22 protein-coding genes and 1 tRNA gene are annotated in these 21,414 nt (G+C 46.1%); 18 read left to right on the forward strand and 5 right to left on the reverse strand.

The features are described 5' to 3' along the window. The coding region (locus tag Q8K48_06195; GenBank protein MDP1851990.1) for an aminotransferase class V-fold PLP-dependent enzyme at window positions 1-894 on the forward strand (894 nt) is incomplete at its 5' end. A gap of 269 nt (window positions 895-1,163) precedes the next feature. Here the strand turns inward: Q8K48_06195 and Q8K48_06200 are convergent. After that, the gene (locus tag Q8K48_06200; protein ID MDP1851991.1) at window positions 1,164-1,637 is read right to left on the reverse strand and encodes a GNAT family N-acetyltransferase; all 474 of its coding nucleotides are present in this window, start codon (window positions 1,635-1,637) and stop codon (window positions 1,164-1,166) included. Next, the gene (locus tag Q8K48_06205; GenBank protein ID MDP1851992.1) at window positions 1,638-2,351 is read right to left on the reverse strand and encodes a response regulator transcription factor; all 714 of its coding nucleotides are present in this window, start codon (window positions 2,349-2,351) and stop codon (window positions 1,638-1,640) included. A 17-nt stretch (window positions 2,352-2,368) separates the two neighbouring features. Between Q8K48_06205 and Q8K48_06210 the strand changes: the two genes are divergently transcribed. The 9 genes from Q8K48_06210 to Q8K48_06250 all read left to right on the forward strand — a co-directional run bounded on the left by Q8K48_06210 (window position 2,369) and on the right by Q8K48_06250 (window position 8,807). Then, on the forward strand, window positions 2,369-2,779 hold the full coding sequence (locus Q8K48_06210; protein ID MDP1851993.1) for a thioredoxin family protein: 411 nt from the start codon (window positions 2,369-2,371) through the stop codon (window positions 2,777-2,779). A gap of 171 nt (window positions 2,780-2,950) precedes the next feature. After that, on the forward strand, window positions 2,951-3,400 hold the full coding sequence (locus Q8K48_06215; GenBank protein ID MDP1851994.1) for a DUF4395 domain-containing protein: 450 nt from the start codon (window positions 2,951-2,953) through the stop codon (window positions 3,398-3,400). Then, on the forward strand, window positions 3,393-3,797 hold the full coding sequence (locus Q8K48_06220) for a Fur family transcriptional regulator (GenBank protein ID MDP1851995.1): 405 nt from the start codon (window positions 3,393-3,395) through the stop codon (window positions 3,795-3,797). The genes Q8K48_06215 and Q8K48_06220 overlap by 8 nt, the downstream gene beginning before the upstream one ends. Then, window positions 3,794-4,693 carry a folate-binding protein gene (locus tag Q8K48_06225; protein ID MDP1851996.1) on the forward strand — a complete coding sequence of 300 codons (900 nt, stop codon included), beginning with the start codon at window positions 3,794-3,796 and terminating at the stop codon, window positions 4,691-4,693. The genes Q8K48_06220 and Q8K48_06225 overlap by 4 nt, the downstream gene beginning before the upstream one ends. Window positions 4,694-4,862: 169 nt before the next feature. Continuing rightward, a complete protein-coding gene (locus tag Q8K48_06230; GenBank protein ID MDP1851997.1) occupies window positions 4,863-5,363 on the forward strand; it encodes an FABP family protein in 501 nt (166 codons plus the stop codon). After that, window positions 5,364-6,290, forward strand: a complete 927-nt coding sequence (locus Q8K48_06235; GenBank protein MDP1851998.1) for an asparaginase — start codon at window positions 5,364-5,366, stop codon at window positions 6,288-6,290. Between the two features lie 19 nt (window positions 6,291-6,309). Beyond that, complete coding sequence (gene mshA / locus Q8K48_06240; GenBank protein MDP1851999.1) at window positions 6,310-7,566, forward strand: D-inositol-3-phosphate glycosyltransferase; 1,257 nt, start codon at window positions 6,310-6,312, stop codon at window positions 7,564-7,566. Next, window positions 7,566-8,048: a YbjN domain-containing protein gene (locus tag Q8K48_06245; GenBank protein MDP1852000.1), complete on the forward strand. Its 483-nt coding sequence runs from the start codon at window positions 7,566-7,568 to the stop codon at window positions 8,046-8,048. The genes mshA and Q8K48_06245 overlap by 1 nt, the downstream gene beginning before the upstream one ends. Before the next feature lie 9 nt (window positions 8,049-8,057). After that, window positions 8,058-8,807 carry a phosphoglyceromutase gene (locus Q8K48_06250; GenBank protein ID MDP1852001.1) on the forward strand — a complete coding sequence of 250 codons (750 nt, stop codon included), beginning with the start codon at window positions 8,058-8,060 and terminating at the stop codon, window positions 8,805-8,807. Here Q8K48_06250 and Q8K48_06255 read toward each other — a convergent pair. Next, window positions 8,804-9,280: a hypothetical protein gene (locus Q8K48_06255; GenBank protein ID MDP1852002.1), complete on the reverse strand. Its 477-nt coding sequence runs from the start codon at window positions 9,278-9,280 to the stop codon at window positions 8,804-8,806. The two genes, Q8K48_06250 and Q8K48_06255, sit on opposite strands and share 4 nt — an antisense overlap. Window positions 9,281-9,396: 116 nt before the next feature. On the opposite strand from Q8K48_06255, the gene Q8K48_06260 reads away from it, so the two are divergent. The 5 genes from Q8K48_06260 to Q8K48_06280 are packed head-to-tail and all read left to right on the forward strand — an operon-like array spanning window position 9,397 to window position 14,229. Next, on the forward strand, window positions 9,397-9,879 hold the full coding sequence (locus tag Q8K48_06260; protein MDP1852003.1) for a CarD family transcriptional regulator: 483 nt from the start codon (window positions 9,397-9,399) through the stop codon (window positions 9,877-9,879). A gap of 5 nt (window positions 9,880-9,884) precedes the next feature. Then, a complete protein-coding gene (gene ispD, locus Q8K48_06265) occupies window positions 9,885-11,003 on the forward strand; it encodes a 2-C-methyl-D-erythritol 4-phosphate cytidylyltransferase (GenBank protein ID MDP1852004.1) in 1,119 nt (372 codons plus the stop codon). Window positions 11,004-11,012: 9 nt separating this feature from the next. Then, complete coding sequence (cysS, locus tag Q8K48_06270; protein MDP1852005.1) at window positions 11,013-12,416, forward strand: cysteine--tRNA ligase; 1,404 nt, start codon at window positions 11,013-11,015, stop codon at window positions 12,414-12,416. Window positions 12,417-12,418: 2 nt separating this feature from the next. Then, complete coding sequence (gene rlmB / locus Q8K48_06275; GenBank protein ID MDP1852006.1) at window positions 12,419-13,420, forward strand: 23S rRNA (guanosine(2251)-2'-O)-methyltransferase RlmB; 1,002 nt, start codon at window positions 12,419-12,421, stop codon at window positions 13,418-13,420. Window positions 13,421-13,425: 5 nt separating this feature from the next. Beyond that, the gene (locus Q8K48_06280; protein ID MDP1852007.1) at window positions 13,426-14,229 is read left to right on the forward strand and encodes an SGNH/GDSL hydrolase family protein; all 804 of its coding nucleotides are present in this window, start codon (window positions 13,426-13,428) and stop codon (window positions 14,227-14,229) included. Window positions 14,230-14,234: 5 nt separating this feature from the next. Here the strand turns inward: Q8K48_06280 and Q8K48_06285 are convergent, their stop codons facing one another. Next, on the reverse strand, window positions 14,235-17,243 hold the full coding sequence (locus tag Q8K48_06285) for a glycoside hydrolase family 2 TIM barrel-domain containing protein (protein ID MDP1852008.1): 3,009 nt from the start codon (window positions 17,241-17,243) through the stop codon (window positions 14,235-14,237). Window positions 17,244-17,352: 109 nt separating this feature from the next. Here Q8K48_06285 and Q8K48_06290 point away from each other — a divergent pair, with 109 nt between their 5' ends. After that, the gene (locus Q8K48_06290; protein ID MDP1852009.1) at window positions 17,353-19,413 is read left to right on the forward strand and encodes an RNA degradosome polyphosphate kinase; all 2,061 of its coding nucleotides are present in this window, start codon (window positions 17,353-17,355) and stop codon (window positions 19,411-19,413) included. Beyond that, window positions 19,414-20,313 (forward strand): NUDIX hydrolase, encoded by a 900-nt coding sequence (locus Q8K48_06295; GenBank protein ID MDP1852010.1) that lies wholly within the window; start codon window positions 19,414-19,416, stop codon window positions 20,311-20,313. It abuts the gene before it with no gap. Window position 20,314: 1 nt separating this feature from the next. Here Q8K48_06295 and Q8K48_06300 read toward each other — a convergent pair whose 3' ends face one another. Next, window positions 20,315-21,232 (reverse strand): Ppx/GppA phosphatase family protein, encoded by a 918-nt coding sequence (locus Q8K48_06300; protein ID MDP1852011.1) that lies wholly within the window; start codon window positions 21,230-21,232, stop codon window positions 20,315-20,317. Between the two features lie 106 nt (window positions 21,233-21,338). On the opposite strand from Q8K48_06300, the gene Q8K48_06305 reads away from it, so the two are divergent. Beyond that, window positions 21,339-21,410, forward strand: a tRNA-Thr gene (locus Q8K48_06305). The last annotated feature ends 4 nt before the right edge of the window (window positions 21,411-21,414 follow it).

The raw sequence follows: 21,414 nt of genomic DNA on the forward strand, positions 1-21,414 counted from the left end.
GGAGATGAAGTCGTAGTAAGTCGCCTCGATCATGATTCAAATATTCGTCCTTGGATTCAAGCTGCCGAAGCCGTTGGTGCAACGGTGCGTTGGGCAGAATTCGATGTTGAAACATCGGAGTTAAGCGTTGAGGCCGTTGAAGCGGTTTTATCTAGCAGAACGAAGTTAGTAGCGATAACAGGTGCCGGAAACACAATTGGTACACGTCCGGATTTAAAGGCAATTGGTATAGCCGTTCATAAAGTAGGGGCGCTGTTCTATGTTGATGGTGTGCATTTAACTCCTCATACGCCAATTAGTGTTAAAGATATCGACGCCGATTTTTTCGGTTTTTCTTTTTATAAGTTGATGGGTCCGCACTGCGGCGTATTGGCAGCGGATCCGGCTCTTCTTGACTCTCTTAACAATGACAAATTACTTCCTTCAACGAGTAATGTTCCAGAGAAATTTGAATTCGGAACACTGCCGTATGAAATTATGGCAGGTTGTACAGCGGCCGTAGATTTCATTGCTGAGATGGCACCGAGTACAGGAGTAACTCGACGTGAGAAAATAGTTAACTCTATGAATGCCTTAGAAAAGTACGAAGAGGAGCTGATGGAATATTTAGAAAGTGCGATTACATCACTGCCTGGTGTAACACTGTACGGACACGCTGCACGCCGCACACCTACTATCTATTTTTCATTTATCGGCCATAACAGCAGTGATATCTATCAGGCATTAGCTGAAAAGAAAGTGAATCTTCCAGCTCATAACTTCTATGCCTTAGAAGTTTCGAGGAAACTCGGTTTGGGTGATGCCGGGGCTTTAAGGGCAGGTCTTGCGCCATATTCAACTCGAAACGATGTAGATCGTTTAATTTCAGGACTTCGGGAGATAGTCGGTAAGTAATTCACAAATAACGCACAAAAAACCTTGAGGATTTACACCAACGAGAGCTCTATTTTTAGCTCATCCGCAAGAGCGTGTGATGAATCGGAGGGGACAATGAAACTATTACGGCGAAGCATTGCAGCCGCCACTATGGCCGGCCTCTTTGTTCTTGTGGGTAACTCAGGTGCAAAGGCAAATCCGGCAAAGCCAATTAAACCTGATAATTCTTAATGAGGAGAATTAAAAAAGGAGTCAGTCCCCCTGACTCCTTTTTTAATTTCTGCACTCTAGCTAAAACCTAAAGATTCATAGAGTTTCAAAGCCTTTTCGTTGTCGGCATCGACATACAGCATGGTTTCATTAATACCTAGTGAAAATAGATAGTTCATTGCAGCAATTGAAACCGCACGTCCAATTCCATGACCGAAATATTCTGGATCAACTCCCACGACATAAAGCTCGCCGACTGGTGCTTGGTTTACGAGATCATGATGAATCTTTGTCCAGCAGGTACCGACTAAGCGCCCATTCTCTACTGCTAAGAAAAATCCATTGGAGTCAAACCATGGTTCGGCCATACGGTTTTCAAAATCTTGCATCTCCCAGTTGCCTTGATCAGGGTGATTAATAAAAATCCTATTATTGAGCTCTAACCAGGAAGATTTATCCAGAACGGGATCGAAAACTCTTATCGTAAAGCCATGGTCAGTATCGGGTATCCGACTATGCAGCGATCGGTGAATCTTTAATATGTGGCGCATTTATACGCGTTCGTTGATGGAGCCCTCTTTACCACCAGTAGGCATTGTGAAGCGATATCCAACATTTCGTACCGTCCCGATAATGGCTTCAAACTCTGGGCCGAGTTTTGAACGCAAGCGACGGATATGTACATCGACCGTTCGCGTTCCGCCAAAATAGTCATAACCCCAGATCTCTTGTAACAACTGCGCCCGTGTAAATACGCGACCAGGATGCTGAGCTAAGTATTTGAGAAGTTCGAACTCTTTAAAAGTTAAATCTAGGACATTGCCTTTTAAACGCGCGGTATAGCTAGATTCATCTATAACAACATCACCAGTACGGATCTCACCTGAGTGTGGATCACTCAAGGCAATTACTGCATGATGCTTACCAACGGCAATTCGGATTCGAGCATCAACTTCGGCCGGTCCGGATGTATCCAGCATGACATCGTCAATGCCCCACTCTGCACTGACTGCAGACAAGCCACCTTCAGTTGTAATAACAATGATGGGGCAACCAAGTCCAGTAGTTGCTAATAAGCGCGCAAGTGATTTTGCTCCAGGCAAATCGCGACGAGCATCAACAAGAATGACATCCACATCTGGAACATCGACGAGGACACTGGCCTCTGCCGGCAAAATGCGAACGTGGTGCGCTAGCAAACCAAGTGCAGGTAGAACTTCTGCGCTCGCGCCAGATGCATTTGTAAGTAGCAACACCTTGGACATTGGTACAGACTACTCTCGTGAAATCATTGCTTCCACTCGTGATCGTTCTTGGCTTGGCCAGCATTTATGGGTTCTGGTATCAGCGATCTCGAGGCACGGTGAAAGAGAAATCTGGCCAGTCAGTAATCACTCAGTCGATGATTGGCGCTGAATTCGGCTCCAAAGCAACACTGGTGCAGTTCTCTTCGGCCTTCTGTACCCCATGTAGAGCAACGAGAGTTTTACTCGAGAATCTTGTGGCTCAGATGGAAGATGTAAAGCATGTCGAGGTCGATGCCGAAGCGAATTTAGAGCTTGTTCGGGAGTTAAATATCTTGAGCACTCCAACCACTCTCATCCTTGATTCAAAGGGACGGGAAGTTGGTAGAGCAGTTGGTGCACCTAAGCGAGAGCAGGTTATTCAAGCGCTGGAAGCTTTACGCGAGTAGTTCGCAACTCGCTTTAACTTCCTTAACTCTTTATTATTTCGCTATGTCACCAGCCAGCAATTTCACAAAGCGCCGAGTTATAGATTTTGGTCGCCTTGCTGGCTCTTTGTGTCGAATGTAATTGTTGTAATTTAAAAACAATTATCCATTCAACTAACAAAGGAATAGTTCATGACTGAAGTCTTAGTAAAAAAAATATCGGACGTATTAATTGATGCACGCGGACCTCGTTTTTCGGCAGTGCTTACGACAATAGTTTTGGCCGTGGCACTTGTAACATCTAATCTATGGGTTGTAATTGCGCAAGCAATTATTTTTGCGATAGGCGCGATTAAAGGTCCGCAATTCACACCGTATGCATATATTTTTCGAAGCATTATTAAGCCTCAGCTTAAAGGCAAAACCATCACCGAGGATGTACGGCCACCACAGTTTGCACAGAGCGTTGGTCTACTTTTTGCACTCGTAGCTATTAGCGGATCTATCGCCAATATAGACGTTGTTTTCGTTGTCGCACTGAGTTTTGCTCTGGCCGCAGCGTTCTTAAATGCAGCTTTTAACTACTGTCTAGGGTGCGAACTCTATTTGCTACTTCTTCGCGTACGATTGTCACATGGTTGATAAACACGAGCTTCACGAAAAAGGCCTACGACTTACGCCTCAACGCGAGCTTGTTTTATCTGCAGTTCGGGAGCTTGGTCACTCTACCCCTGAAGAGATTGCCGAAAAAGTTCGCGTAGCCCATCCAGGCATCAATCTCTCCACCGTTTATCGCAACCTTGAAACTCTTGAAAATGTTGGCTTGGTAGTGCATACACATTTAGGACACGGTGGAGCTACGTATCATGCCGCTGAAGAGTTGACTCATTTGCATCTAGTCTGCGAAAAATGTGGCTCTATCGGTGATGCGCCAATTGAAGCGGCAGCTAACTTTGTTAACACACTTGCCGATGACTATGGTTTTAAAACCGATGTCACGCACTTTGCAATCTACGGAACCTGTACTGCCTGTCAATGAGCGCCGTACTTGTCGAAGATGGGGTTGATAAGGGTGCCATCTGGCACTTTGGTGAACCCTCTAAAGAGCAACGAGCACTTCAAGCAGGCACCGCTTGGGCCGATCTCTCACATCTAGAGGTTATTGCAGTCAGTGGAGAAGATCGTTTGAAGTGGTTACATGATTTAACCACACAGTACCTTAAGGATTTAAGCGTTAATCTCTGGAAGTCGGCGATGATTCTGGATCCACAGGGTCATATCGAGTATCAATTCAATTGTGTAGATGATGGTTTAACTACGTGGTTAGTTGTAGATCCTGGATACTCCGAAGCTCTGTGCACATATCTTACGAAGATGAAATTCATGCTGCATGTTGATGTTCGCAGCGCCACCGATGAGATAGCAGTTCTTCGCGCCCCAGGTTTAACTACTGAAATTGGTGGACCTTTTGCTTTAGTGCCACGTAATGAACTTGTTCAGATGAGTGCACACTTTAACTCCGTCGCAACTCAAGTTGGAACGTGGGCATTGGATGCCGAGCGCGTGGCTGCACGACGTCCGCGAATTGGGTTTGAAACCGATCATAAATCAATTCCTAATGAAATCGGTGTTTTAAACGGTGCGGTACATATGAATAAAGGTTGCTACCGCGGACAAGAAACCGTTGCAAAGGTATTTAACTTAGGTAACCCACCACGACGCCTGGTGATGTTGCACTTAGATGGAAGCGATGTCGCATTTCCCGCACAAGGGGCGAAAGTCGAAAATAATGGCGTTGTTGTTGGCTTTATCGGTACCGTTGCACGCCATTACGAGCTTGGCACAATCGCACTCGCAATTGTTAAGAGAAATACCCCGACCGATGCAACTCTTTCTGTCGACGGAGTTCCGGCCTTACAGGAACCCGTACTTTAAAATCGCTCAACTCTAAAATTAAGCACGATAGAGTTATCGGGTGGAGTTTTTTACATCAATCTTCCTTGGCCTTTTCGCAATAGGGCTTGGCATAACGCTCATCATTTACGCCTTCCGAGGCCGTCAAAGTCAGTCTAAGCCCCCATCTAAATTTAGAGGACGCCCATAAATGGTCTTTACTATCCCTGAGGGTTTACATCCGGACTTAAATCCAGTGGCATGGATGGTTGGAACATGGCGCGGTAAGGGCCGAGGCGAATATTCAACCGTAGCGCCTTTCGAATTTGCTCAAGAGGTTGTCTTCAATCATGATGGACGACCATTTCTTAATTACTATTCACGATCGTGGATTTTAGATAGCGAAGGTGAAATCGAACGCCCAGGTGCATCTGAAACCGGCTTTTGGCGCATTAAACCAAAAAACGTTCTGGAAGTTGTACTCTCACATAACACAGGAATATCTGAAGGTTGGGTAGGAACATTTGATGGACCAAAGATTCAACTTGTTTTAGACCAAGGTTATTCGGCACCAACAGCAAAAATTGTTACCGCCGGAGTCCGGCTTTACGGATTAGTTGCCGGTGAGCTTTTCTTTGCCTATGACATGGCGGCAGAGGGACAAGAGCTGCAGGCACATATCTGGTCATCACTCGAACGTCAGAGTGAGTAATTGATCTCGCTAAACGTGGGCGAAGTTCTCGCCGAATTAATTAGAAACGATGTAGTGGAGTCACAGCATGTCGGGCATTTTGTGGCTCTAGATACTGATGGTTCAATTCTTTTACAAAAGGGTGATCCAACGCAGTTAATTTATCCTCGCTCATCGTATAAAGCAGTTCTGGCATCGGCAATGATTCGTAGCGGAGTGAATTTAACTCCACGTTTATTAGCCCTTACCTGTTCATCTCACTCTGGTCTTCCCATGCATCAAGAAGGTGTATTGGAAATTTTGGGATTAGCGGGTTTAGATGAGAACGCTCTACAAAACGTTAAAGGCAAACCATTAGATGAAGCCGCAGCGCTAGCAACTTCCGAACCAACGCGCCTTGCCATGAACTGCAGTGGCAAACACGCAGGGATGCTTTTGGGTTGTTCGGTCAATGGTTGGCCTACTCATAATTATTTGGAGCCCGGACATCGGCTTCAACAAGCATTCAAAATGGAACTTGAAAACCTTGCTGGTGAAAGCGTTTCACACACTGCGATAGATGGCTGCGGCGCACCTTTATTTTTAATCTCCCTTCTCGGCTTAGCTCGAGCAATTAGAGCGATGACAATCTCCACTGACCCTGCACATCAGAGCGTCGTTAATGCTTGTAGAAGTTTTCCAGAGATGGTTGCAGGACCAGAGAGAATGTCCTCAATCCTTATGGGTCAACACCCCGGGCTATTTATGAAAAGTGGCGCAGAGTCGATCATGGTCGCCTCTATAGAAGATGGCAGAAGCTTCGCATTTAAAGTAAATGATGGCGGATTACGTCCACGGAACGTGATTTCCCTTGCAGGGCTGCGCTTATTGGGCATAAATGCAGGTGATGCGTTAGAGAAGGTCTACGGAGGCGATCACGTAGTGGGCTCCATTCGCGCAACCTTCTAACTAACCGTACCCTTGAGAAATGAACGGTCGCATTGCAACAGTAATGGTGCATACATCCCCATTGGATCAGCCAGGAATTGGCGATGCTGGAGGAATGAATATCTACGTTCTTGAATCGGCACAACGTATGGCGGCCATGGGCGTTGAAGTCGATATTTTTACTCGGCGCACTGAGACAAATTCACCGGATGTTGTTGAGATATCTAAGGGCGTAAGAGTCTGTTACTTTGATTGTGGGCACGGCCACTTAACAAAAGAGCAGTTACCAGCGCACATCCTCGGGCTTTCAAAAGAGTTTATGCGCAAAATCAAAGATGGCAATTATGATGCTATTCATTCCCACTATTGGATCTCTGGAAAAGTTGCAATGCCAGCGGCGGCACAATTAGGAATTCCACTGATTCATACTATGCACACAATGGCGCGAGTTAAGAATCTCAATCTTGCCGAAGGCGAAACCCCAGAACCGATGATTCGAGTCCAAGGTGAAACGCAAGTTGCAGCAGCGGCTCAAGCTCTGATTGCAAATACTGATTCAGAGGCAGCAAGTCTTGTTTCTCTTTATGGTGCATGCCCAGACATCGTTCATGTCGTTAATCCTGGTGTGGATCTCTATACATTTACTCCAGGCCAAGGCCGCAAATCTGCACGTGAGTTTACTGGAACGGCTCAAGATGCATTGGTTGTAACTTTTGTGGGGCGAATTCAACCGCACAAAGGTCCAGAGGTTTTAATTCAAGCAGCATCACAACTTGTTAAACACTCACCACATATGCGTCCGAGATTAATTGTTAATATCATCGGAGGCGCATCAGGTGCTAACACCGAAGAGGTTGAACGCCTTAAAGAGTTAGCCTCTTGGCTGGCTATCGATGATGTTGTTCATTTTGCACCGCCCGTGCCTCGAGCTGAACTGGTCCAGTGGTATCGGGCCGCCGACTTGGTCTGCGTGCCCAGCTACTCTGAAAGTTTTGGCTTAGTTGCACTTGAAGCCCAAGCCTGTGGCACACCAGTCATTGCTACCGCTGTTGGTGGTCTGCGTACTGCCGTCGCCGATGGAATTTCAGGTGTTTTAGTTGATGGCCACGACCCGAAAGCATGGTCGTCGGTGATCGCGCGATTATTACAAGAGCCACAACGCCGAGTACTCCTTTCAATGGGAGCAATTGAGCACGCATCACATTTCGGGTGGGATGCTACTGCGCGCGGCACTTTGGATATTTATGATCAAGTTATTTCAGAGAGCAATGCCGCATCAAAAATATCAGGTCAGTGATGGCGGCAATTGACCCACGAATTATTATTGAGGAGTTTTTAGACTCTCATGATTTAGAGTTTGAAAAAAAGAATGCTGATACTTATCTAATAACCTTACCTGGCGAGAAGAAATTACAGACCCATTGCGCGCTAATTGTTGGTACCCATTCACTGAGCATCAACGCCTTTGTGATTAGGAGGCCAGATGATAATGAGGCTTCTGTGCACGCATGGTGTTTGGCAAAGAACGCATCTCTTTATGGTGTTGCCTTTGCAATCAACGAGCTACGTGACATCTTTTTAGTTGGTCGACTACCTATATCGGCAATAACTGATCGTGAGATTGATCGCTTAGTCGGGGCTGTGCTCCAAGTTTCAGACTCCTCTTTCAACCCGCTACTTGAACTAGGTTTTGCTAATGCGATCCGTCGAGAATGGGCTTGGCGCATTTCACGTGGTGAGTCACTTGCCAATTTAGAGGCTTTCCACCATCTGGTTTAGGATGAATCCATGAGCAATTTTGAATTAATTCTTCTACGCCACGGTGAATCTGAATGGAATGCCAAGAATCTTTTCACTGGTTGGGTCGATGTAGCGCTATCGAGCAAGGGCCAAGACGAGGCCCGAAGAGGTGGTCTACTCCTGGCCGAGCGAGATCTCCTTCCCGACTTACTCCACACATCTTTGCTGCGTCGCGCGATCCATACAGCACAATTGGCTTTAGATGTATGTGATCGGCATTGGATACCAGTACAACGCTCATGGCGCCTCAATGAGCGTCACTATGGTGCTTTACAGGGAAAAGATAAAGCCCAAACCTTGGCACAGTATGGCGAAGCGCAGTTCCAGCTGTGGCGCCGTTCATTTGATGTCCCACCACCACCAATTGATGACAATGATGAGTTTTCACAGAGCAATGATCCACGTTACGCAGGAATTAATGCGCCAAAGACTGAGTGTTTAAAGGATGTCATCGATCGAATGTTGCCATATTGGCATGAATCTATAGTGCCGGATTTAAAACGTGGAAAACGTGTTCTTGTCACCGCACATGGAAACTCCCTTCGTGCTCTTGTAAAGCATTTAGATGGAATCAGCGATGCCGATATTGCTGGGCTTAATATTCCAACAGGAATCCCTTTGTACTACAAACTCGATTCCGATTTAACACCAGTCACTAAAGGTGGAGAGTATTTAGATCCAACTGCTGCCAAAGATGCAATTGCGGCAGTTGCAAATCAGGGAAAACAAACGAATTAAGCGGTAACGCCTGCAAAATCATCGCGTTGATCTCGAACAATTGCTAAAACGGTGATTTCACCTGCACGAGCGAAAAACATTGTTACAGGAACATGTTGTCCAGCTTTTACATTAAGCCCTGGGAGAATCGCCTTTGCATTTGCGCTTTCGCCCTCGAAATAAATAGGAGAGTTTTGAGGTAGAGAGTTTGTTCCAGTTAATGATGCAACAACTCCATTTATTGAAATTCCAAGAAGTGCATCTTCGGCCGCCATAGAGTTAATAACTGTTCCAACAAGGACGCCTGTGCCATCTGCAGTTTCAACAACTACGATATTGAGTAGCTTGATGAGATTGCCGTTAGTTGAAATTGAAGCTTCAACGCCATCGGTCACCTGTTTCATTTGGCGCGTAGATGCATTAAAGCCAGCTCCACATGCAGTTAGTGAGAGCGCGAGAGTTAAAGTTAAAAGAGTAATTCCTGTGCGGCGCATGGTGCATATTCTCTCATATGAAATTAGTAGTGAAATACGCTGGTTTTACGCTTAATTGCACGAGGTGACTGGTATCTGATTCGCTGGTACAATTGCCCTCTAGCGAAGGGCAACACATGACATTTAAGGTCGGCGAAACCGTTGTTTATCCCCATCACGGAGCAGCTCTTATTGAAGCAATTGAGATGCGCGTGATCAAAGGCGAAGAAAAGACCTATCTAGTGTTGAAAATCGCGCAAGGTGATCTCACTGTTCGAGTCCCTGCGGAGAACGTAGATTTAGTTGGTGTTCGTGATGTTGTTGACTCTGCCGGCCTAGACCGAGTATTTAATGTTTTACGCCAGCCATACACTGAAGAGCCAACTAACTGGTCGCGACGCTACAAGGCCAATCTTGAAAAATTAGCATCAGGTGACGTTATTAAAGTTGCTGAAGTTGTTCGTGATTTGTACCGTCGTGATTTAGACCGCGGCCTATCAGCCGGTGAAAAGCGCATGCTCGCCAAGGCGAAGCAGATTCTTATCTCAGAGCTTGCTCTCGCCGAGCGAACCGATGAGGAGAAAGCTGCAACGATCCTTGACGAGGTTCTCGCTTCATAATATAAATGTCTGTAAGCGCCATCATCGCTGCCGCTGGCAGTGGTGAACGATTCGGTGCAGGCTTACCAAAAGCATTAATTCAATTAGGTGATCGCACCCTCTTAGAGCATGCCGTTGCCAGCCTGGCCACAGTCGCAGATCAGATAGTCATTTCAGCTCCCGCAGGCTTTGAAGCCCACATTAGTGAACTAGTTGGCGAAGGAGTTGATGTTGTTACGGGCGGTGCTACACGTTCGGCTAGCGTTCGTAATGCATTGGCAGTAACAACTGGGGAATACGTTCTGGTTCATGACGCCGCACGTGCTTTGGCAACGAGTGATCTAGCCCAACGAATAGTTGCAGCATTGAAGAGTGGCGAGAGCGCGGTTATTCCAGCCATTGCCGTAATTGACACCGTCAAAGTTATAAATCCCGATGGCTATGTTGTATCAACTCCTGATCGACGCTCACTTGTCAGCGTCCAGACCCCACAAGGCTTCATAACAAGTGCGCTTCGCCAAGCACATGCTGCACATGCTGATGCGACCGATGATGCTGCACTCATTGAAATCGGTGGCGGCAGAGTAAAGCTCATTGAAGGCGAAGCCCGTGCACTTAAAATTACAACGCAGGCTGATTTGCATGCAGCACTGACTTTTCTTGGATTTAATTCAACGTATCGAACAGGTGTTGGTATCGATGCCCACGCTTTTGGTATTGGCCGAGCACTTTGGCTAGCTGGTTTGTATTGGCCCGATGAAATTGGAGTCGATGGTCACTCCGATGGAGATGTTGCAGCACATGCAATCTGTGATGCACTGTTGGCCGCAACTCAACTCGGCGATTTAGGAAGCAATTTTGGCGTCGATCGCCCCGAGTATGCAGGTGCATCTGGAGTGCAACTTCTTCAAGAAACGCTTTTAAAGATTACAAATGCCGGATACTTAATTTCTAATGTAACGGTTCAGGTAATCGGCAATCGCCCGAAAATAGGTAAGCGAAGAGCCGAAGCAGTGAGTGTGCTTTCTCATGCCCTCGGCGGCGCTGAAGTTTCATTATCTGCAACAACAACCGACGGAATGGGCCTGACAGGCGAGGGCAAAGGTATCGGCGCAATTGCCTCGGCTCTTGTTTTCAAGCAGTAGAATCACACAATGCCACCACTGAACTTGTATGACACCGCTACACGAGAAGTTGGCGTTTTCACTCCTCTAATAAAGGGAGAAGTTTCAATTTATGTCTGTGGTGCAACAGTGCAATCTTCACCGCATATTGGACATATTCGAAGCGCAATAAATTTTGACATTTTACGTCGCTGGTTAATGAAAAACGGCTATGAGGTAACTTTGATCCGAAACGTCACAGATATAGAGGACAAAGTTTTACAGAGGGCCTTGCAAGAAAAAACTCATTGGTGGGTACTTGCCATGAAGTACGAACGTGAATTTACGGCGGCTTATTCTGCAGTTAACGTTATTCCACCAACGTACGAACCTCGTGCCACTGGCCACATCACTCAGATGATTCAATTAATGCAGATTCTCATTGATAATGGCTCGGCATATGCCCCTGGAAATGGGGATGTCTACCTAGAAGTTCGCCGATTAAAGCACTACTTAACTCTCTCTGGTCAGCGTATTGATGATTTACAACCCGCAGCCGATGTTGATACAACCAATTCAAAAAAGAGAGATCCGCGCGATTTTGCTTTATGGAAAGCGGCAAAACCTGGCGAACCTTCATGGCCAACGCCGTGGGGTGCAGGTCGCCCAGGTTGGCACCTAGAGTGCTCGGCAATGGCACATGAATATCTCGGCGAAAGCTTTGATATTCACGGCGGCGGATTAGATTTAATTTTTCCTCACCATGAAAATGAGATGGCTCAATCTGAAGCGGCTGGATATGGATTTGCCCAGCGCTGGTTACATAATGCGTGGGTTACGCAATCTGGTGAAAAAATGAGTAAGTCGCTTGGTAACTCACTTCTTGTTGAAGTAATTTTAGAGCGTGTACGGGGAATTGAACTTCGATGGTATTTAGGCAGCGCGCACTACCGTTCGATGCTTGAATACTCCGAAGCAGCACTCGATGAATCGGCCGTAGCATTTCGCAGGATAGAAAGTTTCTTGAAGCGCGCGACACAAATCACTGGTTCACAGCCAGAAGGCACAATTAGCGCTGAGTTTGCAGCCGCGATGAATGATGACTTGGCAGTTCCGGCGGCACTTGCAACAATTTCAGAAAACCTACGACGCGGAAATCAATCAATTACCGATGGTGACATCCCGATGATTACTAAGAATGCCGGTGAAATCCGTGGCGCATTGCAGATATTGGGTTGTGATCCCTTTGATTCACACTTTGCCGACGGTGGTTCATCCGAGCTCACAGATGTTTTGGATGGTGTGATTTCGTTGGCACTTCAAGAGCGTGCCTTAGCGCGTGATCGCAAGGATTTTTTAACCTCCGATGCAATCCGTGATGGCTTACTTGCTCTAGGAATTACAATTGAAGACACCGCACAGGGGCCACGCTGGTCGATTATGGAAAAGAGTTAATAATGGCCGGTAATTCATCCCGTAAGGGCGCAATCCGTGCTTCAAAAAAAGCTCCAACCGGCGGAACCGGAGGAAAGAATAAAAAGCGTCTCACGGGAAAAGGTCCAACTCCTAAGGCAGAGGACCGTCCGTATCACGCAGCGGCAAAGCGCAAGAAGGCCGTGGCTAAAAAGAGTTCGAGTAAAACTACAGTTCGTGGTGCAGGCAAAGTTACCGCGGGCAGAAGTGATGGCAAGGAGATTAGACCGGCGCGTGCACCAAGGGGAGATCGACCACGGGGTGAAATTGTTGCGGGACGTAACGCTGTTTTAGAGGCGCTTCGCGAAAGCGTCCCATCGACCGAATTGTTGGTGGCACGAAGTATTGAAGTAGATGATCGCGTAGCTGAGTCATTGAAGTTAGCACTTCACTTAGGATTACCAATTCGTGAGGCCCATCGCGCAGAGGTTGAAGGAATTTCTCCCAATAGCCAAGGAATCATTCTCGCTATAAAGCCGTATCAGTACTCAAGCTTTGAAGAGATTATGCAACGGGCAAAGTATCCAGCGCTTGTGGTCGCACTTGATGGAGTAACAGATCCACGTAACCTAGGTGCAATTATTCGAAGTGCAGCTGCATTTGGCGCAGCAGGAGTGATCATGACTGAGCGTCGCGCAGCATCTATGACTGCATCGGCGTGGAAATCATCAGCTGGGGCGGCAGCGCGCTTGCCAATCGCGCAAGTAACAAATCTTGCACGCACAATTGATGCCGCCAAGAAAGAAGGACTTTTCGTCGTCGGCCTGGATGGAGAGTCTGAAGAGTTAATTAGTTCGATGAAGATTGCAGCCGAGGCGATCATGATTGTTGTCGGTAGCGAAGGCAAAGGTCTATCACGTTTAACTCGCGAGAAGTGTGATCTTGTGATTTCCATTCCTATTAGCGCAACTACTGAATCGCTGAACGCAAGTGTTGCAACGGCAATTGCACTTTTCTTCGTGGATCAAGCTCGCCGAAAGGCCTAAAACACATGAATTATTCGCGTTTTATCGCGCTAGGCGATTCATACACCGAAGGCATGTGTGATGAAAAAAAGTATGGTCACTATCGTGGTTGGGCCGATCGCGTTGCAGATGTCATGGCTAAATTCCACCCAGACTTTACGTATGCCAATTTAGCAGTTCGAGGAAAACTGGTGCGCCAAGTCGTGGATGAGCAGATTGATGCGGCCATCACGCAAGTCAGAGGTCCCGAGACGCTTGTGTCTTTTCACGCCGGAGCAAATGATGTTATTAGACCTGGTTACAAATCGGAGTTAGTGCTTCCCTTGTATTCCGCTGCAGTAAGGCGCTTGGCGGCATCAGGTGCCACCGTAATGCTATTTACAGTTTTAGAAAAGACTGGAAACACTGGGCGCTCGGCCAAAATGTGGGAGGCGCGTTTTAGCGAATTCAATCGAAATGTTCGGGCGGTGGGTTTTGAAGTAGGTGCGATCATCGCCGATGCCAATGAAGAAGCGGCATTTAGTGATCGGCGTTTTTTAGCATTTGACCGTCTGCATTTAAATGCGAAGGGTCACGAACGAGTTGCGCAAGCAGTTCTTGAGCTTCTCAATCTTCCTTTTGATTCCAGATGGCGCGATCCTCTTCCACCTGCCAAACAAAAATCCAAGATTTTCCGTGCCATGATTACTTTACTGTGGTTTATTACTTTTGCTATGCCGTGGATGTGGCGACGCGCAAGAGGTAAATCATCTGGAGATGGAAGAAGCTGCAAATATCCAGTTGCAATTCATTGGCCACTTTCACACTTGGATTGGCTAGTAGGGGATTAATTACTTTAAATTGTTGTTACAACCCATTCCCACGTGTGAAGGCCAGATTTGATTAGATACTGTGGCAAAGTATCGGGTCCGCATGCAGCAGTACCAACACCACGGTGAGCGGCGTCAATATGGACAACCGTATTTCCACACGGCTTTATTTCAACATCATGCGTGGCATCGGCTAAATCAGTTGCACGGTTTGGCGTTATGGATACTTGCAGAGGTTTAGTTAATTGGACACGAAGCCCATTCCCAGTAGCGTTTGTAAGCTCAAACCACCGCACTCCATTGTGACCACCATTTTCCTGAGGGCGAACATATGGGATGTATTGCTCAGCTACCGTGGAAATGTAACGGTTTATACGGGCGATTTTCCTATCTGGATAGGTTTCATGAGGACCACTGCCAAACCAGGTTAGATCCGAAAGCTCTCCGCTGAGTTCAAAGTTAGTTCCGACACGGGCGACGTCAACCAACGATTTTGGAAGGGTGACGCTTTCTTTGACTCTAAAACCATAAGCAACCGGCGTGATTGTTTGAGTGTGCTTTATCTCAATCCCAGTACTTGTTAACCAGATATTTGCAATCATTACTCTCTTGGATGTTTGGGAAACAATACAGTCACTACGTTCGAGATCGCGCAATCCCCAACGGTTCCATTTTGTCGCTATATGCCCGATTCGATCATTGTCAGTAGGTGCGCGCCATAGTGAAAGTACGGGTGCGAGTACGCCGTAAGGCAAAATAATTTGACCAAAATCATCTACCACGTTGGCGAATAAATTCGATGTTGCCGAAGCTTTGACACTCAAACTCCGCGAAGGTAGTGATAATTGGCTCCATCCAACTTCACTCATCGCTGGTGACCAGACAGTGCTCGCGATTTTTACAATACTAAAATTAATAAAGCGCTCTCCGGCTCCATCTGCCTTACTTAGCAGTGCAGATTTCACAGTAAAAGCCATGTTCTTTCGCGGTGCGACCTTTGGTAATTTCACTTTTCCACTATCGCAAATAATCCCATCACGAGTAATCACCCAGTGGAGCTCATACTCACTTAAGTCTTTAAAGAAATTTTTATTTAAAATTTTAAAATTGCCTGTGGAGGTTTTTACTGAAGTAATTTTCGCAGGTGCAGCAATCGATTTAAACTCGTGCATGGCAGGTTTTGCTGTCCTATCAGGAAAAACCATGCCATCGCAGCAGAAGTTTCCATCATGCTTAACTTCACCGTAATCACCGCCGTATGCATTTCGCGTACTGCCATCGGGCATGGTTTGAACTGGCCCGTGATCCCAAAACTCCCAAATAAATCCACCCTGTAATCCATGAGTAGATTCAATAACATCCCAATATTCGGCAAGAGTTCCATTGGCATTTCCCATCGCATGTGAGTACTCACACATAATCAGTGGTCGATCAGCTTTGCTGGAATTCGCATACTCTTTGATGGCGCTAATCGCAGGATACATAGGTGCGATTACATCGGTGAGGGAGTGACTTCCCATCCAATTCCCGCGGATTCCACCCTCATAATGAAGCGGTCTTGATGGATCAAAATTTCGAGCATAAGCGGCGGCCGCTTCGTGATTAGTTCCAGCACCGGATTCATTGCCAAGGGACCACATCACGGCAGCAGGGTGGTGAATATCCCGCTGAATCATTCTTCCAACGCGGTCGACGAAGGCTGTTAAATACTTCGGGTCATCACAGATTGAAGCGATAAATGCATGGGATTCGATGTTTGCCTCACCAATAACATAAAAACCAAGTTCATCGCATAGATCTAGAAATGCGGCATCATTTGGATAATGCGAAGTACGTACCGCATTGAAATTCCATCGCTTGAGCTCGAGTAAATCCTCGCGCATGTCATCACGGGTCAATGCACGTCCAGTAAATCGATTGAAATCATGTCGATTAATTCCATAGAACATCACAGGCTTGCCATTGAGTAAAAGCTCTTGGCCTTTAATTTCTACTGAACGAAAGCCGATCTTCTGTTGGGAAACTTCTACAACATTTCCAGTGGGATCGATTAACTCAATGTTGAGGGTGTAGAGATGAGGGTTTTCAGCCGACCAAGGCTGAATTTTCGGAATTTTGGTATTGAATTCAACCTTTCCAACGGGCCATGGTTCATTTTCTGTAATTGCACGTCTTGCATCTTCGGGCATATTTCCATGCCAGAACTTGCCGTGAAAGTACTCATCACTTCTAAGCTTGAGCGCTTCATCGCGCTCTGTCCAAAGTGGTGCGGAAAAACGCTTGATAGTGGCCTCTAATTTAGCGGACTTTACTTTCGAAAGCTCTTCAATCGATGCTCGCAAGGTATAGCCATCACTCGACAGATTTTCTATCGAAGCGATGTAGGCACGAATATTTAGCGTTCCAGTTGTGCGGTCTTTCTCAAGCCCTGCAGTTGTGTAGAAACGTTCAATGAATACCTTGTTGGTTGCATATAACTTTACTGAACGAGTGATTCCACCATGCCACCACTGGTCTTGGTCTTCAATAAAAGTCGCATCTGACCATTTCGTCACATCTATGCGAAGGACGTTGCTACCACGTCGGATAAACTGAGTGACGTCAAACTCAGCGGCTAACCGTGAATCTTTTGTTAACCCAACTTCAACGCCATTGACAGAGATAAGAGCTACCGATTCGTATCCACCAAGATGCAAAACTATTCGTTTGTCTTTCCAACTGTCAGGGATATCGAAATCTCGCTCATAAACGCCATGTGGATTCTCAGCGGGGACTTGCGGTGGTTGCTCCTCAAAGGGCATCTGTACATTTGTATAAATCGGTTTATCGAAAAAGACATCGCTCTCTGGTTGCATCGTCCACAATCCAGGAACGGGAATCGTCGACCATTTTTTGTCGATTCGATCTAGTGGAGAGTGAAGTAACTGGAATCGCCACGTGCCATCGAGTGAAATCTTCTCGATATGCTCAATATTGAGCATGGGTAATCGATTGACCGAAGTTGTCTCAGGGCTCATCCAGTAATTCGTGATCATGGGCTTTAGTCTGCCATTTGCAGCTCGTAAGTGCGAAGTTCGGGGCCGTTTGCTAAAAATCCACCTGCCAGACACCTACGGTTTGCTAAAAAAGTGGAGAATGGGAGGTGTGAAGTTCCAGAATATTACAGACCGCGAGCTCAGTTGGCTCGCCTTTGACCAGCGCGTACTTGAGTTGGCCGAGGATGAGCGAATTCCTCTTCTAGAGCGTGTCCGCTTTTTGGCTATTTTCTCATCCAATCTCGACGAGTTTTTTATGGTGCGAGTTGCAACACTCATGAGCAAAATTGAAAATGATGTGACTGCGCCCAATGTCGCTGGGATTGCTCCAAGGGAGTTAATGAGTCAAATTTCTTCAATTACGAAATCGTTAATTGAACGTCAGTCAAAGGTTTTTCATGAGGATATTATTCCGAAATTACATGAAGAGGGAATTGAGTTCTTGCATGTGGATGATTTGAATGAGGCCGAACGAACGTATGTAGATAAGTTATTTCGAGATCGAATCTTTCCAGTGCTAACTCCACTTGCGGTAGATCCCTCACATCCTTTTCCATACATTTCAGGACTCTCTCTAAATCTCGCAGTTATCGTAAAAAACGAGGAAACACATGAAGAGTTTTTTGCTCGCGTAAAAGTTCCAGAGATTCTTCCTCGTTTTATCGCTACAGCAAAGAGCGGCTCTACTAGATTTATAGCGATTGAATCGCTCATCGCAAGTAATCTGGAAGCGCTTTTCCCCGGAATGGTAATTGAAGAGCATTATTGTTTTCGAATCACACGAAACCAAGACTTGGAGTTAGATGAAGAAGAGTCGGAAGATATCTTGCTATCACTGGAACAAGAATTAGCTCGACGTAGATTTGGTCCGCCTGTCCGCTTAGAAATTGAAAATGGTGTTGATATAAGTCTCGTGGAACGATTAGCGAATGAACTCGGAATAAGTGAAGAGAACATCATTCACACCTCTTTACCACTTGACCTAACTGCACTCAATAAAATCGCAGATCTTGGATTTCCAGCGCTCAAATTTGAAAAATTTAGATCACGAACGGCCCACGCTCTATCTGAAGTGGATTCAGAGGACTCCGATTTATTCTTCGCGGCAATTCGACAAGGCGAAATTTTGCTCCACCACCCGTATGAATCCTTCACCTCATCGGTGGTGCACTTTCTTCAAAGTGCAGCTCAAGATTCACATGTGTTAGCGATTAAGCAGACGTTATACCGAACTTCGGGAGACTCACCCATTATCGAGGCGCTAATAGAGGCCGCCGAAGCAGGCAAACAAGTCTTGGCGGTGATTGAAATTCGCGCACGCTTTGATGAGCAGGCCAATGTGCGCTGGGCAAGAAAGCTTGAAGCCGCTGGAGTTCACGTTGTCTACGGTTTGATGGGGTTGAAAACACATGCAAAACTCTCGTTAGTTATTCGAGATGAGCCTCAAGGATTACGGCGTTACTGCCATATCGGTACGGGTAATTACAATCCAAAGACGGCACGAATGTACGAGGATTTAGGAATTTTAAGTAACGACACTGAACTAACTGAGGATCTCACTAAGCTCTTCAACCAACTTTCAGGTTTTGCACCACAATCGACTTACTCTCGACTATTAGTGGCACCAAGAACGCTTCGCTCTGGAATCATGGAGCGAATCGACCGAGAAATTGAGAATGTTAAGTTAGGTCGATCTGCCGGTATTCAATTTAAACTTAACTCTATTTTGGATGAGAGTTTTGTTGAAAAGCTCTACGAGGCATCTCAAGCGGGAGTAAAAGTTGAACTTCTAATAAGAGGTATTTGCGCAGTCCAACCAGGACTCAAGGGAGTTTCTGAAAATATTACTGTGAAATCAGTTCTTGGACGTTTCTTAGAGCACTCGAGAATCTTTCATTTCGTTAATGGGGGTGAAGATGAGTACTGGATTGGGAGTGCAGATCTCATGGGTCGTAATTTAGACCGACGAGTTGAAAGCTTAATTCGTGTAGATAAAAAAGATCATCATCAGAGGTTGCAGGCGATTATAGATCTTGGACTTTCAAATCAAACATCCAGTTGGCAGCTAATAGGAACCGAGTGGACGAGAAAGAGTTTAGATAGCAACGGCAATTCACTTATCGATGTTCATTCAACGATGATTAAGCACTATGCAAAAGGTAGGCAGTAATTGAATAGTGAAAGCCCGCTCATTTATGCAGCTGGCGCTGTCTTATGGCGCTTTGGCGCAAAAAAGAGGATTGAGATCGCCCTAATTCACCGACCACGCTATGGAGATTGGTCACTTCCAAAAGGTAAGTTAGACGCTAATGAAACCATGATTGGTTGTGCCTATCGCGAGGTAATGGAAGAGACCGGACATTGCGCCATCTTTGGACCGGAAATTGGCGATGCAACATATGTTGTTGATGGTGTGACAAAACTTGTTAAATACTGGTCGGCCCAAGCCGTTGGTGAGCCAACTGGAAAGCCGAATCCCGTCGAAGTAGATGAGATTTTATGGTTATCTCCCGCAGATGCCCGCAAGAAATTAACTTTAGATGATGATCGATCTATCGTCGATTTTTTTCTTGAGTTTGGTGCTGGAACAACGGCGCTTGTTCTGCTTCGGCACGCCAAAGCGATTAAGCGTGAGGACTGGGATGGCGATGATGGCGATCGACCTTTGGGAAATATCGGTCAATTACAGGCAAAGCGACTGCTTTCAAAATACTTACCTTATGCAATAAAGGAAGTGCACTCTTCAGATGCGATGCGATGCATTGAAACTATTGAACCGATGACACGCGCATTACAAATGCATCCAATTTTCACTACTGATTTAAGCGAGTATAGATTTGCAAAAGACAAAGAAGCAGCTCTCGATTATGCGCAAGACTTATTGATTCGCAACCAGAGCGCGATAATTTGCAGCCATAATCCAATTCTTCCAAAGTTATTAAAGAAATTAATTGGGAAGAAGAATTTTAAGGAGTTAGTTCAAAAATTAGAGCCTGCTGAGGCCTGGGTGCTACATCATCGAGATGGGGAAATCATTGCAATTGACTGGATTAGTGCTCCGGATACTTAAATTATCCCTGAAGCCAATCTAACCTTCGCAAAACAATTCCCTCGCGCAACGCCCATGGGCAGATTTCAACTCGGTCGATATCTAATACATCCATGACCGAGCGGGCCACTACTGCACCAGCAACAATCTGTTGAGCCCTACTTTCTGATACTCCGGGTAGTTCAGCACGTGATTTATTGGACATCTCAGCTAATTTTGAGCACAAAGCCTTTAAATTTGTAATTTCAAGATATTTAGGATTCTCGTTAAACCAATGTCCAGAAAGCCGGGCAAGGGTGCGAAAAGTTTTACTGGTTGCAACAAAGTGATTTGCATCGTGCGCGCGAAGGATTGCAGGGAGTTTGTCCTCAAGGGTGGTCTCCACGAAGTTTTCTAAAAATTTTAACTCCCTTGAAGAGTAGGGATCACCGCTCAAGAAATCTCTAGTGAGACGTGCTGCGCCTAAAGGCAGAGAAAGTGTGGCCTCGGGGTTCTCATCTACGCCAGATGCAATCTCCAAAGAGCCACCACCGATATCTAACACAAGAAGCTTGCCTGCCGACCATCCCAACCATCGACGAACTGCCAAAAAAGTCATGCGTGCTTCTTCATCACCAGTAAGAATTTGTAAGTCAATCTGATGGCGAGTATTTATATCGCGGATTATTTGGGTCCCATTTTTAGCTTCTCTAATAGCCGATGTCGCAAAGGCTAAAATTTCATCCGTATTATTTTCTTGAGCATGTGCTACCGCACTAGCTATCGCCTCGTGAAGCAAGTTGATACCTTCAACTGAAATAGAGCCTGATTTATTGAGGTACTGGGTCAATCTAAGTTCAACTTTATAATTGGTAGTTGGCGCAGGGCGAGCCCCGATATGAGCATCCATTACTTGCAAGTGGATAGTATTTGATCCGACATCCAAAACGCCTAATCTCACAGGTACAACCTACCCTTTGCCTCGCCCTCGCCCCTCGATTTCAAGTTTTTGCAACTCACTGCCATAATTGCCGCTGGTCGCAAGATCGATGCGTGTTCGCACGTAGGCCTCTCTAGCTCAGTGGTAGAGCAGCGCACTTGTAATGCGCAGGTCGTCAGTTCAATCCTGACGGGGGGCTCGTA

The organism is Candidatus Planktophila sp., from assembly GCA_030681675.1.
GTDB lineage: Bacteria > Actinomycetota > Actinomycetes > Nanopelagicales > Nanopelagicaceae > Planktophila.